At 32.9% G+C, this 16,515-nt stretch carries 15 protein-coding genes and 1 riboswitch; of the genes, 7 read left to right on the plus strand and 8 right to left on the minus strand.

What is annotated here, in order from left to right; all coding sequences use genetic code 11:
- Window positions 1-87 precede the first annotated feature (87 nt).
- Window positions 88-2,940 carry a carbamoyl-phosphate synthase large subunit gene (carB, locus tag MST30_RS11070; RefSeq protein WP_243471475.1) on the plus strand — a complete coding sequence of 951 codons (2,853 nt, stop codon included), beginning with the start codon at window positions 88-90 and terminating at the stop codon, window positions 2,938-2,940.
- 114 nt (window positions 2,941-3,054) lie between these two features.
- Window positions 3,055-3,924: a T9SS type A sorting domain-containing protein gene (locus MST30_RS11075; protein ID WP_243471476.1), complete on the plus strand. Its 870-nt coding sequence runs from the start codon at window positions 3,055-3,057 to the stop codon at window positions 3,922-3,924.
- A gap of 65 nt (window positions 3,925-3,989) precedes the next feature.
- Here MST30_RS11075 and MST30_RS11080 read toward each other — a convergent pair whose 3' ends face one another.
- The 7 genes from MST30_RS11080 to MST30_RS11110 form a co-directional block, all read right to left on the minus strand.
- On the minus strand, window positions 3,990-4,535 hold the full coding sequence (locus tag MST30_RS11080; RefSeq protein ID WP_243471477.1) for an acyl-CoA thioesterase: 546 nt from the start codon (window positions 4,533-4,535) through the stop codon (window positions 3,990-3,992).
- Window positions 4,528-5,244: a DUF3307 domain-containing protein gene (locus MST30_RS11085; RefSeq protein WP_243471478.1), complete on the minus strand. Its 717-nt coding sequence runs from the start codon at window positions 5,242-5,244 to the stop codon at window positions 4,528-4,530. The genes MST30_RS11080 and MST30_RS11085 overlap by 8 nt, the downstream gene beginning before the upstream one ends.
- On the minus strand, window positions 5,241-5,852 hold the full coding sequence (locus tag MST30_RS11090) for a SatD family protein (protein ID WP_243471479.1): 612 nt from the start codon (window positions 5,850-5,852) through the stop codon (window positions 5,241-5,243). The genes MST30_RS11085 and MST30_RS11090 overlap by 4 nt, the downstream gene beginning before the upstream one ends.
- 101 nt (window positions 5,853-5,953) lie before the next feature.
- The gene (locus MST30_RS11095; protein WP_243471480.1) at window positions 5,954-7,276 is read right to left on the minus strand and encodes a DNA recombination protein RmuC; all 1,323 of its coding nucleotides are present in this window, start codon (window positions 7,274-7,276) and stop codon (window positions 5,954-5,956) included.
- 74 nt (window positions 7,277-7,350) lie between these two features.
- Window positions 7,351-8,145: an ABC transporter ATP-binding protein gene (locus tag MST30_RS11100; protein WP_243471481.1), complete on the minus strand. Its 795-nt coding sequence runs from the start codon at window positions 8,143-8,145 to the stop codon at window positions 7,351-7,353.
- The gene (locus MST30_RS11105) at window positions 8,145-9,173 is read right to left on the minus strand and encodes a FecCD family ABC transporter permease (RefSeq protein WP_243471482.1); all 1,029 of its coding nucleotides are present in this window, start codon (window positions 9,171-9,173) and stop codon (window positions 8,145-8,147) included. The genes MST30_RS11100 and MST30_RS11105 overlap by 1 nt, the downstream gene beginning before the upstream one ends.
- Window positions 9,174-10,355, minus strand: a complete 1,182-nt coding sequence (locus tag MST30_RS11110) for an ABC transporter substrate-binding protein (RefSeq protein WP_243471483.1) — start codon at window positions 10,353-10,355, stop codon at window positions 9,174-9,176.
- Window positions 10,356-10,514: 159 nt separating this feature from the next.
- Window positions 10,515-10,709, plus strand: a riboswitch (cobalamin riboswitch).
- Window positions 10,710-10,852: 143 nt separating this feature from the next.
- Here MST30_RS11110 and MST30_RS11115 point away from each other — a divergent pair.
- The gene (locus MST30_RS11115; protein WP_243471484.1) at window positions 10,853-12,742 is read left to right on the plus strand and encodes a TonB-dependent receptor plug domain-containing protein; all 1,890 of its coding nucleotides are present in this window, start codon (window positions 10,853-10,855) and stop codon (window positions 12,740-12,742) included.
- 41 nt (window positions 12,743-12,783) lie between these two features.
- On the opposite strand, the gene MST30_RS11120 is transcribed toward MST30_RS11115, so the two are convergent.
- Window positions 12,784-14,208, minus strand: a complete 1,425-nt coding sequence (locus MST30_RS11120; protein ID WP_243471485.1) for a GFO_1087 family putative carboxy terminal peptidase — start codon at window positions 14,206-14,208, stop codon at window positions 12,784-12,786.
- 154 nt (window positions 14,209-14,362) lie between these two features.
- On the opposite strand from MST30_RS11120, the gene MST30_RS11125 reads away from it, so the two are divergent.
- From MST30_RS11125 to MST30_RS11140, 4 genes are read left to right on the plus strand one after another with little or no spacing between them, the layout of a single operon-like run.
- A complete protein-coding gene (locus MST30_RS11125) occupies window positions 14,363-14,872 on the plus strand; it encodes a GFO_1088 family ECF-type sigma factor (protein ID WP_243471486.1) in 510 nt (169 codons plus the stop codon).
- On the plus strand, window positions 14,859-15,344 hold the full coding sequence (locus MST30_RS11130) for a PG0215 family putative anti-sigma factor (RefSeq protein ID WP_243471487.1): 486 nt from the start codon (window positions 14,859-14,861) through the stop codon (window positions 15,342-15,344). Before MST30_RS11125 ends, MST30_RS11130 begins: the two co-directional genes overlap by 14 nt.
- 22 nt (window positions 15,345-15,366) lie before the next feature.
- Window positions 15,367-15,942, plus strand: a complete 576-nt coding sequence (locus tag MST30_RS11135; RefSeq protein WP_243471488.1) for a GFO_1090 family protein — start codon at window positions 15,367-15,369, stop codon at window positions 15,940-15,942.
- Window positions 15,943-15,948: 6 nt separating this feature from the next.
- Window positions 15,949-16,494, plus strand: coding sequence for a GFO_1091 family lipoprotein (locus MST30_RS11140; protein ID WP_243471489.1), 546 nt, complete (start codon window positions 15,949-15,951; stop codon window positions 16,492-16,494).
- Window positions 16,495-16,515 lie beyond the last annotated feature (21 nt).

The raw sequence follows: 16,515 nt of genomic DNA on the forward strand, positions 1-16,515 counted from the left end.
TGTTAATATTTTAAAGGTGTTACTTAGGTGTAACGCCTTTTTTTATACCCTATCGATATTTATTTTTGCAAACCAAAAGACAATCCCATGCCTAAAAACAAAAACATTAAATCTATATTATTAATTGGTTCTGGTCCAATCATTATCGGTCAAGCATGTGAGTTTGATTACTCTGGATCTCAAGCTCTACGCTCGTTAAGAGAAGATGGTATAGAAACAATTCTTATAAATTCTAATCCAGCAACAATCATGACAGATCCTGCTATGGCAGATCATGTTTACTTGTTGCCGTTAACGACTAAATCTATTGTAAAAATACTAAAAGAGCATCCTCATATTGATGCAGTACTTCCAACAATGGGTGGACAAACAGCTCTTAATCTATGTATAGAAGCAGACGAAAAAGGAATTTGGGAAGACTTTGGAGTAGAGATAATAGGTGTTAACATTGATGCCATTAACATTACTGAAGATAGAGAGAAGTTTAGAGAATTAATGTTAGAGATTGGTGTTGGTATGGCGCCACAAGCTACAGCAACGTCGTTCTTAAAAGGAAAAGAAATAGCTCAAGAGTATGGTTTTCCGTTATGTATTAGAGCATCGTTTACGCTAGGTGGTGCAGGAGCATCAATTGTATATGACGAAAAAGAATTTGATGAAGCCTTAACCAGAGGTTTAGAAATCTCACCGATACATGAGGTGATGATTGATAAAGCTATGATGGGTTGGAAAGAGTATGAGTTAGAGCTTCTTAGAGATAAAAATGATAATGTTGTAATTATCTGTACCATTGAGAATATGGATCCAATGGGTATTCATACTGGTGACTCTATTACAGTTGCGCCAGCAATGACATTATCTGATAAAACTTTCCAGAAAATGCGTGATATGGCAATTCATATGATGCGTAGTATTGGTGATTTTGCAGGTGGTTGTAACGTGCAATTTGCAGTGAGTCCAGATGAAGAGGAAGAAATTATTGCTATTGAGATTAACCCACGTGTATCACGTTCTTCTGCATTAGCAAGTAAGGCAACGGGTTATCCAATTGCAAAAATTGCGGCAAAGTTAGCTTTAGGTTATACATTAGATGAATTGAGTAATCAGATAACTAAATCTACATCTGCATTATTTGAACCAACATTAGATTACGTAATTGTAAAAATACCACGTTGGAACTTTGATAAGTTTGAAGGATCAGACAGAACTTTAGGTCTTCAGATGAAAGCAGTAGGCGAGGTGATGGGAATTGGGCGTTCGTTTCAAGAAGCATTGCATAAGGCCACACAATCATTAGAGATAAAACGTAATGGTTTAGGTGCAGACGGAAAAGGCTATAAGAACTACGATCAAATTATAGACAAGCTTGCCAATGCAAGTTGGGATCGTGTTTTTGTATTGTACGATGCTATACAAATGGGAATTCCTTTAAGTCGTATTCACGAAATCACTAAAATAGATATGTGGTTCCTAAAGCAATACGAAGAGTTATTTCAGTTAGAAAAAGAAATTTCAAAATATACAATAGATTCGATAGATAGAGAATTATTACTCGAAGCTAAGCAAAAAGGATATGGAGACCGTCAAATTGCTCATATGCTTAAGTGTCTTGAAAGCCAAGTTTATAACAAACGTAGAGAGCTTAAAATAAATCGTGTTTATAAACTGGTAGATACATGTGCTGCTGAGTTTAAAGCACAGACTCCATATTACTATTCAACGTTTGAAAGTGAAGTAGAAACAGCAGATGGACAAGTTTCTGTTGCTAACGAAAGTGTTGTTACAGATAAGAAAAAAATTATTGTATTAGGATCTGGTCCAAACCGTATTGGTCAAGGTATTGAGTTCGATTATTGTTGTGTACATGGTGTTTTAGCAGCATCAGAATGTGGTTACGAAACCATCATGATTAACTGTAACCCAGAAACGGTTTCTACAGATTTTGATATTGCAGACAAATTATATTTTGAACCTGTATTTTGGGAACATATCTACGATATCATTCAGCATGAAAAACCAGAAGGTGTTATAGTACAGCTTGGTGGGCAAACCGCTTTAAAGCTTGCTGAAAAATTAGAGCGCTATGGTGTAAAGATTATGGGCACAAGTTTCCAGTCTTTAGATTTAGCAGAGGATAGAGGAAGTTTTTCAACCTTATTAAAAGAAAACAACATCCCTTATCCAAAATTTGATGTAGCAGAAACAGCAGATGAGGCTCTGGCAATTGCAGATGTTTTAGACTTTCCAATTCTGGTAAGACCTTCTTATGTACTTGGTGGACAAGGCATGAAGATTGTAATTAATAAAAAAGAGTTAGAAGAACATGTTATTGATCTTCTAAAATCCATACCAGGAAATAAACTGTTGTTAGACCACTATTTAGATGGAGCTATTGAAGCCGAAGCGGATGCTATTTGTGATGGTGAAAACGTGTACATTATTGGTATAATGGAACATATTGAGCCTTGTGGAATACACTCTGGTGACAGTAATGCTACATTGCCACCATTTAATCTTGGTGAGTTTGTAATGCAGCAAATTAAAGACCATACCAAAAAGATTGCATTAGCTCTAAATACGGTTGGTTTAATCAATATTCAGTTTGCTATAAAAGATGATGTAGTTTACATTATTGAAGCAAACCCAAGAGCATCTCGTACAGTACCATTTATTGCAAAAGCTTACAAGGAACCATACGTAAACTATGCCACTAAAGTAATGCTTGGAGAGAAGAAGGTTACCGACTTTGAGTTTAATCCTCAGTTAAAAGGCTACGCTATAAAGCAACCAGTATTCTCATTTAATAAATTCCCTAATGTGAATAAGAAATTAGGACCAGAAATGAAAAGTACAGGTGAGAGTATTTTATTCATAGAAAGCCTCAAGGAAGATGAATTCTACGATTTATACTCAAGACGAAAGATGTATTTGAGCAAATAAAACGAAAAGCCGTGATTTAAATATCGCGGCTTTTTTGATAGTAAAGACTTAATTTTTTAATATTAAGCTAATACAATTTACTAATAATTATTACATTAGTATAAAATTACACCTATGAAAAGAACTTTACTTTTACTCTCTTTTTGTTTGATATTTGTTAGTGTTTCTGCTCAGGTCGCTTTTAATCAGGTTGATGACTTTGAAGTTGGTACAACAGCAAATTGGGTTGATCCATCAGGTACAGGTACCGAAAATGTAGCAAATGATGGGCCTAATGGGGCTGGTGACAACTACTTAAGGGATTATACCAATGGTAATGGTGCAGGTAGCGGATCAAAATTGATTATAAGAAATAGTGGTAACCAATGGTCAGGCGATTTTTTGACAGAAGGTGTACAAAGTATCACTTTAAATGTAAGAGCTCTAATTAATACAATAAATCTAAGACTTTCAATTAATGGAAGCGGAGGAAAATTTTCTACAACTAATGTGGTAACTGTTGCTCCAAGTGATGGATGGATTTTGGCAGAGTTTTCAATAACACCCTCAGATTGGACTGCGGTCTCTGACGGAATAGATGGTGGTGCAGCAGGAACAGATATAAACGCCACACTTGCAAATGTTACTCAGTTTAGAATTTTAAGTAACCCTAACCCTTCATGGGTAGGTGAAGCTATAGATGCTGAAATGCATTTAGATAACATTACTGCTTCAGGTTCGCTAAGCATAAAAGATTTTGAAAATCAAGATGTTGAATTTTCTATTTCGCCTAATCCAGCAAAGAGTAGATTAAATATTATTATGCCAACAGGAAGCGATGAAATGAATCTTGAGGTATTTGATGTTTTGGGTAAGCGTGTTCATAAAGGAACTATTACGCAGTTATCCTCTTCGGTAAATGTATCTAGCTGGAAAAGTGGTGTTTATTTGGTTAAGTTATCCGATGGAAAAACAACACAGACTAAGCGATTCATAAAACAATAGCGTTTATGCTTACAATTTACATATATAAGTCATTTCTTTAAAGAAGTGACTTTTTTATTTAGTTTCTAATGTTCAGGTAGTTCAACTTTTACACGATACCCTTCCAATTCTTTAAGATAGTTTTCTAGTGAGAAATTAATACTATCAAACTCAATTTTACGTTGATGTTTTGTATGCATTCGCTTTATAGCTTTTAAAAATCGCTTTACTTCATTTTTGTCATTTATAATAAGACCAGGAACCTCTGTAGGCTTGCCATTTTCGTTTTTGGCAACCATTGTAAAATAAGACGAGTTACAATGCTTTTTTACACTGGTCTGTATGTTTTCAGACTCTACTCTAATACCAACTACCATAGATGATGTACCTACATAATTTACCGAAGCTTTCATGGTTACCAATTCGCCAACTTCAATAGGATTTATAAAATCTACTGTATCTACAGATGCGGTTACACAATAACTTCCAGAGTGTTTAGAAGCACAAGCAAATGCAATTTGATCCATTAAATTTAGAATGTATCCTCCATGAATTTTACCACCAAAATTAGTATTAGATGGTAACATTAATTGTGTGATTTCTATTCTTGAGGCGTCTACTGTTTTATACATAAGATTTTAGATTTAAAAATAATAGACTAACTACTATAGCAATTCCGAAGCTAATTAGTGTGCCTATTAGGATGTATTCCGTTAGTTTTCGTTCTTTGGTTGAGGTTAAATCACCAAACCTAAATACCGATTTTGCGGTAATTAAAAAACCAACGGCTTCCCAATGTCCTACAATAACGAATATAAACACTAATAGACGTTCTAAAATACCAATATATTTACCTGCGTCTTTTAAAGATTCATTATCCTCAGTATATTTTGAAATATTCCATTTTGTGAAAATAATCTTCATTATTATAGAGGTTGGTTGCGTTAGAAATACTAAGCAAATTATTAAGAATAATGCTGAAGTACTTATAGATAATGATGGTGCAATATCCTCATAGTACATTGCTGTGGTTAAAAGAAATATAGCTGCTAGATGTAGAATTTGATCTGCAAAAAAATAAAATCGTTTTGTCTTTTTCTTTTGCAGAAGAAGCTTAAGAGCATCAATGATGAAGTGTGAAGTACCAATTAACAGAATTAAAACCCAGTACGAAAAATCCCAAACCAATAGGAACATTAAAGCTATGTGTATAGCAACATGAACGTATAACCACTTAGACTTTAGTTTCTTTTTTTCTTTTTCCTTAACCCATTTTTGCGGCTGAAGAAAGAAATCTCCCAAAATATGGGCAAGTATGAGTTTTAAGATTATTAGATTCATATCTGATCTATTTTTTGTCTATACAGTTTATCCAGTTCCAATATTTCATCTAAGTAAGCTCTTTTTTGACGCTTGCTTACTGCATCTTGACTAATACCAATAAGTTTTGCTAATTCTACTTGTATCATGGTTGGATTTTCTATGCTAAGCTTTACAATTTCAGCCGAATTTGTAGTCCAATTATCCATTGCAATCAGTGCAAGTTTAAAATATAAGTTCAACTCTTCATTAAGTACAAAATCTTTGGTCTTAACCTTTAGATTTACCTTTTCTTTTTTTAGGGTTTCAAAAGTTTCTCCAGAATATACAAATGCCTCTCCATTAGATTCACTTACGGTATTGCCTTCGTAATTTTTCGTTCCGATACCGATAGACATCCTTACATCTAAACCTTTAATAGTTTTAATACAGGATTTTATATATACCGCATGTTTAAAACTATCATAAATATCTCTGCATTCATATTGAAAGCTATCTCCACGATAAATTTCATAGTAAGATTTATCAGATGATAGCATATTAAGAGCATATTTCAATTGCTCCATCCAAATATTTTGGTCCTTAATATTTCTGGATTTGATAATATCACCAGTAATTACACTTGTCATATTTATATATTTAGATTCAAATATATGCCTTTAAAACGGAATAAGCAAATATATGCCTTTAAAACGTAATATTTTTAATTATGCCTTAATTTAGGAATATTTTAGATATCATCTTCTGAAGCTCTTTTAATAATACTTTCAGGAAGCGCTTTTTTCGCTTTAGCACCCATTTTCTTGATTTTTTCTACTCTAGAGATAAGGTTGCCTTTACCTTCAACCAATTTGTTCATCGCAGCAGAGTAGTCGCTTTTAGCAGCATCAATCTTTTTACCAACGCCAGTTAAGTCAGAGACTAAACCTTCAAACTTATCATAAAGCGCACCAGCTTGTTTAGCAATTTCTATAGCGTTTTGCTGTTGTTTTTCGTTATTCCACATGGTATCTATGGTGCGTAATGTAGCCAAAAGGGTAGAAGGTGTAACGATAACTATATTTTGTTCAAAAGCTTTGTTGTACAGTGTATTGTCTTCATTTATAGCAACTGCAAAAGCGGGTTCTATTGGGATAAACATTAAAACAAAATCAGGCGACTCAATATCATATAAATCCTGATAGTTTTTAGCCGACAGCTGATCTACGTGTTTTTTTATAGAGTTAACATGTGCTTTTAAATAGAGTGCACGTTCGTCATCCTCAGCATTCACCAAACGTTCATAATCGGTTAGGGATACCTTGGAGTCTATTATCATTTTTTTGTTATCCGGAAGATGCAACACCACATCTGGCATAACGCGAGAGCCATCTTCGCGCTGAAAGTTTTGCTGTACAAAATATTCACGGTCTTTTTCTAAACCAGACTTTTCTAAAACACGTTCTAATACCAATTCGCCCCAATTTCCTTGGGTTTTACTATCTCCTTTTAAAGCTTTTGTGAGGTTGGTTGCCTCTTTTGCCATTTGTTGGTTTAGATCCTTTAGACCTAATAATTGCTCTTTTAAAGCCGAATGCATGCTTATGCTTTCCTTTTGAGAATCCTCGACTTTCTTTTCAAAGGTTTTTATTTTTTCTTCTAAAGGATTAAGAATGTTTTTAATGTTCTCTTTATTCTGAATGGTGAATTTCTCGGACTTTTCATCCAGAATTTTAGAGGCCATCAATTCGAAATCTTTTCTAAGCTGTTCTTGTTGTTTGGCAAGTTCTTCGTCTCGTTTTAAGTTCTGTTCCTGAAGATTTTCATATTCTGTATTTTTTCGAGATAATTCTGCATTTAAAAACTCTTTTTCTCTTCTAATTTCTTCGCGTTCAGATTCAATTTTAGAAATATTTTGTTTGAGGTCGTTAATAGTTATACTTAATTGACTTTGACGTTCTTCCAAAGTACTTTGCTCGCTTTTGCTTTTTAGTTTTGTAAAAAGCATACCAAGGTAAGCACCAACAATGGCAGAAATAATAATGGCAATTAAGAGAATAAGTGTGTCGTTCATGTTTGTAAAAGAGAATTTATCAAAGATAAAGATTTAGTGTTAAGTCTATAGTGAGAAATTAGAAGAAAAGAGGACTATTTCTTTACTCTAAAACTTCCAGAGATATTATCAAAAGAAATTAAATCATCAGGAAAAAGAGATTCAAAAATACCTTGAGAAATAAGATTGCATGGTTGATCATAAACAACATTTTCTTTTCGCATTACTATCATAGTGTCACAAATTTGAATAGCTAAGTCAATTTCGTGAGACGAAAATAAAATGGTTTTACCTGTTTCTTTTGTTAATTTTTGAAGTAACTTTAAAATATACGCTTTGTGATACATGTCTAAATGCGTAGTGGGTTCATCCAAAACAATAATGTCTGTGTCTTGTGCTAAAGCACGTGCAATCATTACTTTTTGTAGTTGTCCATCACTTAGCTCGTAGCATTTTTTGTTTCTAAGTTCTGAAATATTAACCAGCTTAAATGCATTTTCAACGATCTCAATATCTTTTGAAGTTAAACTACCTACCCAATTGGTGTAAGGATGTCTTCCCAAAGCGATGAGTTCGTATACAGAGAGGTTTTTTGAAGTTAATGTTTCGGTTAAAACAATACTTAGTTGTTTAGCTAGGTCTAAAGACGATATCGATTTTAAATCTGTATCATTTAAAAGTACTGTTCCAGATAGTGCAGGTTGAACTTTAATTAGCGTTCTTAAAAGTGTAGACTTACCAATACCATTAGCTCCAACCAAGCCAATAAGTTGTCCTTTTTCTAATTCAAAATTGATATTTTGAGAAATGACTGCCTCTCCTTTTTTGGTCTTGTAACCAATAGATAGGTTTTTGGCTTTTAGTATGATATTTTTCTTTTCTTCTGGCATTAAAACATCATTTTACGTTGTCTAACCAACAGCCAAATCACAACAGGAGCACCAACTAAAGCGGTTATTGCATTAATAGGTAAGGTGTAATCGCTACCAGGAACCTGTGCTATACTATCGCAAATAAGCATGGTGATTGCACCAAACAAAAATACTGCTGGTAATAGAATTTTATGATTAGAGGTTTTAAAAATTTGACGTGTTAAATGAGGAATGGCCAAGCCAATAAAAGCAATTGGACCAGCAAATGCTGTAATGGTTCCTGCAATTAAACTTGTAGCTAGTATAATTATAAATCGACTTTGTTTTAGATTAATACCTAAACTTTTGGCATAATTTTCACCTAGTAATAAGCTGTTCAATGATTTTATTGACATAATACTCAAAATCATACCAACGAGATATATTAAGAAGAAAATGCTGAGTTCTTTCCAAGATAAATTGCTTAAGCTACCAAAACCCCAAAAAACATATTGCTGCAATTGTTCTGCAGAACTAAAATAGGATAACACACTTACTACAGCAGCAGTAATGCTTCCAAACATTAAGCCTATGATAAGTATGGCCATAGTATCTCTAACTTTATGCGATACAGCTAAAACCGCTAACAATACCAAGAAACTACCAAGACTGGCTGCAATGACAATACTCCATTTAGAGATTAAGGCTGTAGCGAAGAATCCTCCAAATAAACCAGATCCTAAAATTATTAACGCTACACCTAAACTAGCACCAGATGTAATACCCAAAACAAATGGACCTGCTAATGGATTTCTAAATAAAGTTTGCATTAATAATCCTGAAATTCCAAGTCCAGAGCCAACTAAAATTGATGTTACAGCTTTAGGCAATCTGTAATTAGTTATTATAACTTCCCATGTTGTGTTATCAATATTGCCAAACAGACTACCAATTATACTCCTTAAAGGGATATTTACAGAACCTAAACTAATATTAATAAAAAAGCAGGCAATAAGTATTACTACTAGTAATGCATACTGAAATTGATATGTTTGGGAATTATACAATTAGTTAAGAGATTTAAAGAAATGAGGTGTGTATTGTTTTAATAAGTTGGGATGACATATTTTAATAAGATCTTTTAAAACCAAATCTGGTCTTGCAGTTCCCAATTCATAATATATAACGCCACCTGTTGCACCAGTAGTGTTAACAAACGAATAAATTGACTTATTATTAAAAGCATCAAAGTTGGTATATAGCTCACTAGCTTTTTCAAGTTGTTTGTAGCTGGAATAGTAGGATGGACTTAACCAAATATCAGCATACTTGGCTTTTTCTAAAACCACTTCAAAGCTTAGTGCTAAACTTCCGTTTCCAGAGGTGTCACTCCATAAGTAATTAACATTAGCATCTTTTAAAAATTGTGCTTCTGGACTAGAGCCATTTGGTAAATACCACACATCTTTATGCATTGCACCACTCAAAACGGTTGGCTGTTTTTTTGCATTAGCAGCTATTTTTTTAGCCTCTAAATAGTCGCTTTCAATGCTATTAAAAATAGAATCTGCTTCTTTTTCTTTATTGAACAGTACTCCAAAAAACTTAATCCATTCTGCTTTAGCTAGTGCAGAAGACTCTACCCAATCACCATTATAAATTACCGGAATACCAGATTTTCTAATCGTTTCAAAAGTTTTGTTAACACCATCTACGCCAAATCCGATAACAACGTCTGGGTTTAGTTCTAACAACACTTCTGTATTAATACCTTCGTTTTTACCAAGTTCTCTAACTAGTCCATCATCAATACGTTTTCTTGTTTTTTCAGACGATATATAATCCGCACCTGGAAATCCTACTAAAGTTTGTTCTACATCTAGCAATTCTAGTGCAGGAATATGTGTTGTAGAAGTTACAACAAGTTTTGTAATATTATCCGTAATTACACCATCGTAAGCATCACTCGGAAAGGTCATTTTAGCTAATTGTTCTTTAGAAGCAATAAGATATTTATATGTTTTTTTAGCTTCTGGCCAAGGGTTTTTTATGGTTAATACTTTATAGTCAGAATAGTCCTCAAACGTAAAGCCTTCAGCATATTTAAGTTTTGAAGTTTCAATCCGCTGGTTAGATAATTCTTCTTTTGAAGTATTGTCTTTACAGGAAAAGCTGATAACAAATAACAGAAGGATTAGATAGGTTTTTATATGTAACATAAGTGACTTTATGCAGTTATGGTTCTTCATAATTTTGTAAAAACTTCAATAATGAGAGACGATTCAAATTTAACCATATATATTGTTGCAGGAATTATAATTGCACATTTTTTAGTTGGATTTATTTATCTTATTTATAAAATGAATAAGAAAAAAGACGAATAAACTTTTCAATTTTTAAGATTACACTATTTTTGCGCCGAAATCTGGTTTTATTCAATTTTTATTGAATGAATTAAAAGGGAATTTGGTGAAAATCCAAAACTGTTCCCGCAACTGTAAGCTACAAAGCTTGTTGTTACCTTCAATGTCACTGGAATTTTTTTCTGGGAAGACCAACAGCAAGACGCAAGTCAGGAGACCTGCCAATTTCAACAAAGAAGTCAAACTTTCGGGATAAAAGTTTACTCGGTAATTGAGATTTTGGTCTTTATAAAACCTTACTCAGTATCGCTGTATGTTCTCTCGAGCAATTAATGTATTAAATGAACAAAACAAAATTGTTTTGTAGCATACTAGGTTTAAGTATGTTCACAATTGGATCTGCACAAATTAAGCAGGATTCGGTTAAAGTAGAAAAACTAGATGAAGTTGTATTATCAGATTCGCGTTTTGCGTTGAAGCGTGAAAATTCTGGTAAAGTCATCACAAAAATCACCTCCCAAGAATTAGAAAAACTACAAGGGCAATCAGTTGCAGAAATTATTGGTAGAACTGTTGGTGTAGAAATTAACGGAGTTCGCAGTAATGCTGGTCAGAATCTCAGTTATTTTATCCGAGGAGGTAGAAATCGTCAGGTATTAATTATGATTGATGGAGTACAGCTAACAGATCCATCTCAAATTGCAAATGATTACGATTTACGTTTTCTCAATGCTGATCAAATTGAATCTATTGAAATTTTAAAAGGAGCTTCTAGTACGCTTTATGGTACAGGTGCTGCAACAGCAGTGATTAACATTAAATTAAAAGAACCTTCTAAAAAAGCTTTCAATCTAAATTTAAGAAGTACACTTGGTACTAATCAATCGTCTGATGAAGATAATTATGCGTTAGAAGACTTTAGAAACAGTGTCTCGGTAAATGGAAGTTTGGGTAAGTTTAATTATCTCGCAAGTTTTGGGCAACAATATACAGATGGCTTGTCTGCTATTGATGGCGGAACAGAGTCCGATGCTTTTAATAGTTACAATGGTAATTTAAAACTTGGCTATAAGTTTAATAATACTTTTAAGTTGAATGCTTACGGAAGTTTTGATAATTACAAAGCAGATTTTGATGACAGTTTTGGTATGATGGATGCAGATAATGTTACTTTATCTAAACAGTATCGATTGGGATTGTCGCCAGAGTTTAAATATAACAAAGGAAGCATTATTGTTAATGCAGCTTATAATGATGTAGAACGCGAAATTAAATCTGGTTACCCATCTATATTTAATGCTCAAAGTATAGTTGTAGATGCCTACAATCGTTACAACTTTAATGATGCCTTTTATACCGTAATAGGATTAAATTATCAGGATAATCAGATGGAAAGTTTTTCTATTCCTTTTGGAGAAACCAATTTTAGCCAAGCTATAAGTCCTGATAATGCACAATTTACAATTACAGACCCTTATGCGAATGTGGTTTATGTTTCAGATTTTGGCCTAAACGTTAATGCAGGTCTAAGATTAAACAATCATAGTGAGTATGGCAGCCATTTGGTATACAACCTTAATCCTTCTTATAAGTTTGATGTAGATTTTGGATACATTAAAGGTTTAGCAAGTTATAGCACGGCATTTATAACTCCGTCTTTATATCAGTTGTTTGAGACAAGTTATGGTAATGCTGATTTAAAGCCAGAAGAAAATCAAACCATTGAAGTTGGAGCAGAAGTGTCTATAAAAGATAAGGCAACATTTAGCCTTGTATATTTTAACAGAAACGAAGACAATTTTATAGATTTTTTAGATACAGGTAGTTTTGTTTATCAATATCAAAATGTGTCGGAATCTTTTACGGCAAGTGGTTTAGAGTTTGTAGCGAAGGCTAGAATAGTCGAAGGGTTAGATGTTAATCTAAATGCCACTTATACATCTGTAGACGAAGATTTAAGCTTAAGAATCCCAGAAATAAAGGCGAATGCGAGAATCGATTACGCATTTTCAAAACAAACTCAAATGAGTTTATCCTACCAATATAATGACGAGCGAGAGGATACTTTTTATAATAGTCCAACATTTGAAAATGAAATAGTGACTTTAGAATCTTACGGTTTATTAGACTTTTATGTAAGTCATTCAATATTAAAAAATAAGCTATTACTTTTTACTAACGTTACTAATATTCTTAATGAAGATTATCAAGAATTATTTGGATATAGCACGAGAGGTCGAGGTGTTAACCTTGGATTTAATTTAAAATTATAGAAACAAAAAAGCCGCTTAATTAAGCGGCTTTTTTGTTTAGTTTATTCTATATACATTTCTTGTTCTAACGATTGGAAGAATCGTTTCGTTTTAATTAATTCAGGACCAGGAACCAAATCGTAAGTAAATCTGCCAGAATTTGATATGTCTAATAGTGCCGCTTGTAATAAAGGTTCGTTTATTTCGCCCAAAACACCAAGAGTACTTGGGTATTCTCTTAATTCAATATCTGGAGTTAATCCATCAGAAGGTACCAGCTCATCATTCACATTAACTGAATTAGCAACTAAAGGTTGCATGGCGTAAAAATGCCCTGAGTTTCTACCTTCATAGCCAAGATTAGGTGAATCGTAAATTGTAATAGATATTTGTGTTTTTCCCACAGTATTTTCACCTATAACTACAACATCTATATATGGACTCAGACTATTTATAACCAACTCACTAGCAGAAGCAGTTCTTCTGTTAGTAGTTAAAATATAAACCTTGTTGAGATTTAAACTATTTATAGCACCACCACCTTCAATGGAGTTTGTAAAGAGATAGTCTCTGTTATTATTAGATAAATTCTCATTATAAAATGCCTTAGAATACACTTGTCCTGTAAATTGCCCTGTAATCATACTTCCTATATAAGCAGCAGTTTGTACAGATCCACCACCATTATATCTTAGGTCTAATACCAATTCACTAACTCCATCCGAAGCAAAGTCAGCAAACACATTATTAAGCGCGTTATTAAAGTTAGAATTGAATTGGTTATACATTAAATATCCAACTTTGGTATTATCTTCAAGTGTAATTGTTTGTGCTATATGTATAGGATTTTCTTCATATTGAACCTTAGTTAAAGTCTCACTGTTGCCATTGAGTGTGACTGTATCATCTACAACATCAGGAGTTCCATTATCGTCATAATCAGCAAAATTTAAAGTGTAAGTTTCTTGTGATAATAGTTCTGAAAAATTAGACTCCGTTAAATTAATACCATCAACAGCTCTAAATACCATATCGCGTTGCAAACCTAAGTCACTAGCAGGGCTATTGTTTAAAATCAATGTTATAGCACCAAATACTTCTGTTTCACTACCAGGAACAAAATATAAATTAAATTCTATTCCATTGCTTAAACTAATACCTTGTAGTTGGTTTTGTAAATTAATATAGTTGTCTGTAATAATGCTAAATCGGTCTACAGTTTCAGGTAGGTACTTTAAAGATTCAAATAAAGCCTCTGGAGATTCAAAGTCTGCCAAATAATTAGAGTATTCTTCATTGGTAGCAAATCGATTATTAGCTAAATCAGGAATTTCAGATTTATAGAGATAGACAGCATTCATACCTTTCCATACAAAGTCTTTTATATCAGACGAAGCAACTGCGTTATCATCAAAATCTTCAAAACAACTTATGAAGGTTGTAGTAATGGCAAGAAAGAGTGCCAGTAATTTTAAATTTTTCATCATTTTTTCTTTTTTAAATAGCTTTTTTCTTTTGTGTATCAAACCCTAAATTTACTTACATTATTAAAAATAAAAAAACTTTGTAACAAAATGTAAAGTGTATCGTCGTAATTATGAAAGCAAGTAAAATTGATTTCAACCACCAATCAAAAAAGTAATGAAGCAGGCAGATTTTGTAAGCTTAGTAATGCCATTTAAGGATAAAGTATTTCGTTTAGCCAAGCGTTTATTGGTTTCGCGAGAAGAAGCTGAGGACGCTACACAAGAAATACTGTTGAAATTATGGAAAAACAAAGAGAAGATAGAAGATTATAAAAATGTAGAAGCCTTCTCTATGACAATGACAAAGAATTTTTGTTTGGATAGACTAAAATCTAAACAAGCACAAAATTTAAAAATTGTTCACAGTAATTATACAGACAACAATTCGTCATTGCAAAAGCAAGTTGAAGCTAAAGATAGCTTAAACTGGGTATCTCGTATAATGGAAGATTTACCAGAGCAGCAAAAAATAATAGTACAGCTAAGAGATATAGAGCAGTACGATTTTGCAGAGATAGCTAAAATGTTAGATATGAATGAAACCGCAGTGCGCGTTAATCTATCTAGAGCAAGAAAAACAATAAGAGAAAAATTAACTAATACACATAGACATGGTATTAAATAATATAGAAAAGTTAATAGAAAAGTACAACAATGCAGAAACAACGCTTGTCGAAGAACAGCAGTTAAGAGCATACTTTACAAGCGATAATGTTGCACCGCATTTAGAACATTACAAACCAATGTTTGTATACTTTTCTCAGGCACAGCAAGAGCAGTACACTAAAGACGTTCCATTAAAACCTAAGAGAACAAAAATGTATCAATGGATTTCTGTCGCAGCAGTTACGGTTCTTATGTTAGGTTTTATTATTCCGCAGGTTCTTGGTCCTTCAGAAGTAGATAAAAAATTAGCAATGGAAACTTATAATAAAACCATGGAAGCACTCAGTTTAGTTTCAATAGGAATGAACGAAGGAAAAGAACAACTTAATTCGTTAACCTTAGTTTCAGATAATTTAAATCAAGGTTTTGAGGAGGTTAGTAGACTAAACGAATTTTCAAAAGCAACAAACAGAATATTTAAAAACAAGTAAAACACACAAAAATTAGAGAATTATGAAAAAATTAATTGTAATAGTAGCGCTTATTATAGCACCAATGTTATCCGGTGCACAGAGCATCTTTGATAAGTATGAAGACATGAAAGAAGTAACATCAATTGTTGTTACACAAAAAGCTTTCAGAATGTTAGCCACTATAGATTTGGATGTAGACGATCCGGAAGCAAAGGAATTTATGGAAATGGTTAAAAAGATTACTGGACTGAAAGTATTTACCACAGGTGATGAAAAAATATCTGCAGATATGAAGTCTACAGTAGATAAGTACCTTAAGTCTTCTGCTCTTGAAGAGTTAATGCGTATTAAAGATGGTGAACAGACCGTAAAATTTTATGTAAAAGAAGGAAAAGATGAAAACCACGTTAAAGAGTTATTAATGTTTGTTTCTGGACTAAAAGAGATTACTGAAGGACAAGACATAGAAATTAATGGAAAAAAACGTGAAATAGAAACCGTTCTATTGACCTTAACAGGAGATATCGATTTAAGACAAGTATCTAAAATCACTAATCAAATGGATATTCCTGGAGGTGATCAGTTAAAGAAGGCTAGTGAAAAAGATAACGATTAATATATCATGATACAATCAATCAAAAAATTAGCGGTAATGTTGCTTTTGGTTGTGGCTTATACAAGCTGCAACCAAGGGCCAACGTTGCAAACCTATTTTGTAGATAATCAAGTTAAGCCAGGTTTCTTATCTGTTGATGCACCAATTGGGTTACTAAATATAGAAGAAGTTGAACTTACAAAAGAGCAAGAAGAGGCTTATAAATCTATAGATAAACTAAATATATTAGCTTACAGAATAGATGATAGTAACAAAGCAGAGTACGAGCTAGAGCTTGCAAATGTTAAAACCATTCTCAAAAATCCTAAATATGAAGAGTTAATGCGAGGTGGAAATAGTGTAGATGGTCGTTTTATGGTTATGTTTATTGGAGAGGTTGACAATGTTGATGAACTCATTCTTTTTGGTAACGCTAATGATAAAGGTTTTGTGGTTGCCAGAGTGCTTGGTAACGACATGAATGCAGGAAAAATAATGTCTCTACAATCTGTATTAAAGGATATGGATTTTGAAAATGCGAACCTTAAAGGTATAACAGACTTTATTAAATAAAAACTGACAATTTTATTTAAA

This window comes from Winogradskyella sp. MH6 (assembly GCF_022810765.1).
In the GTDB taxonomy this organism is placed as follows: domain Bacteria; phylum Bacteroidota; class Bacteroidia; order Flavobacteriales; family Flavobacteriaceae; genus Winogradskyella.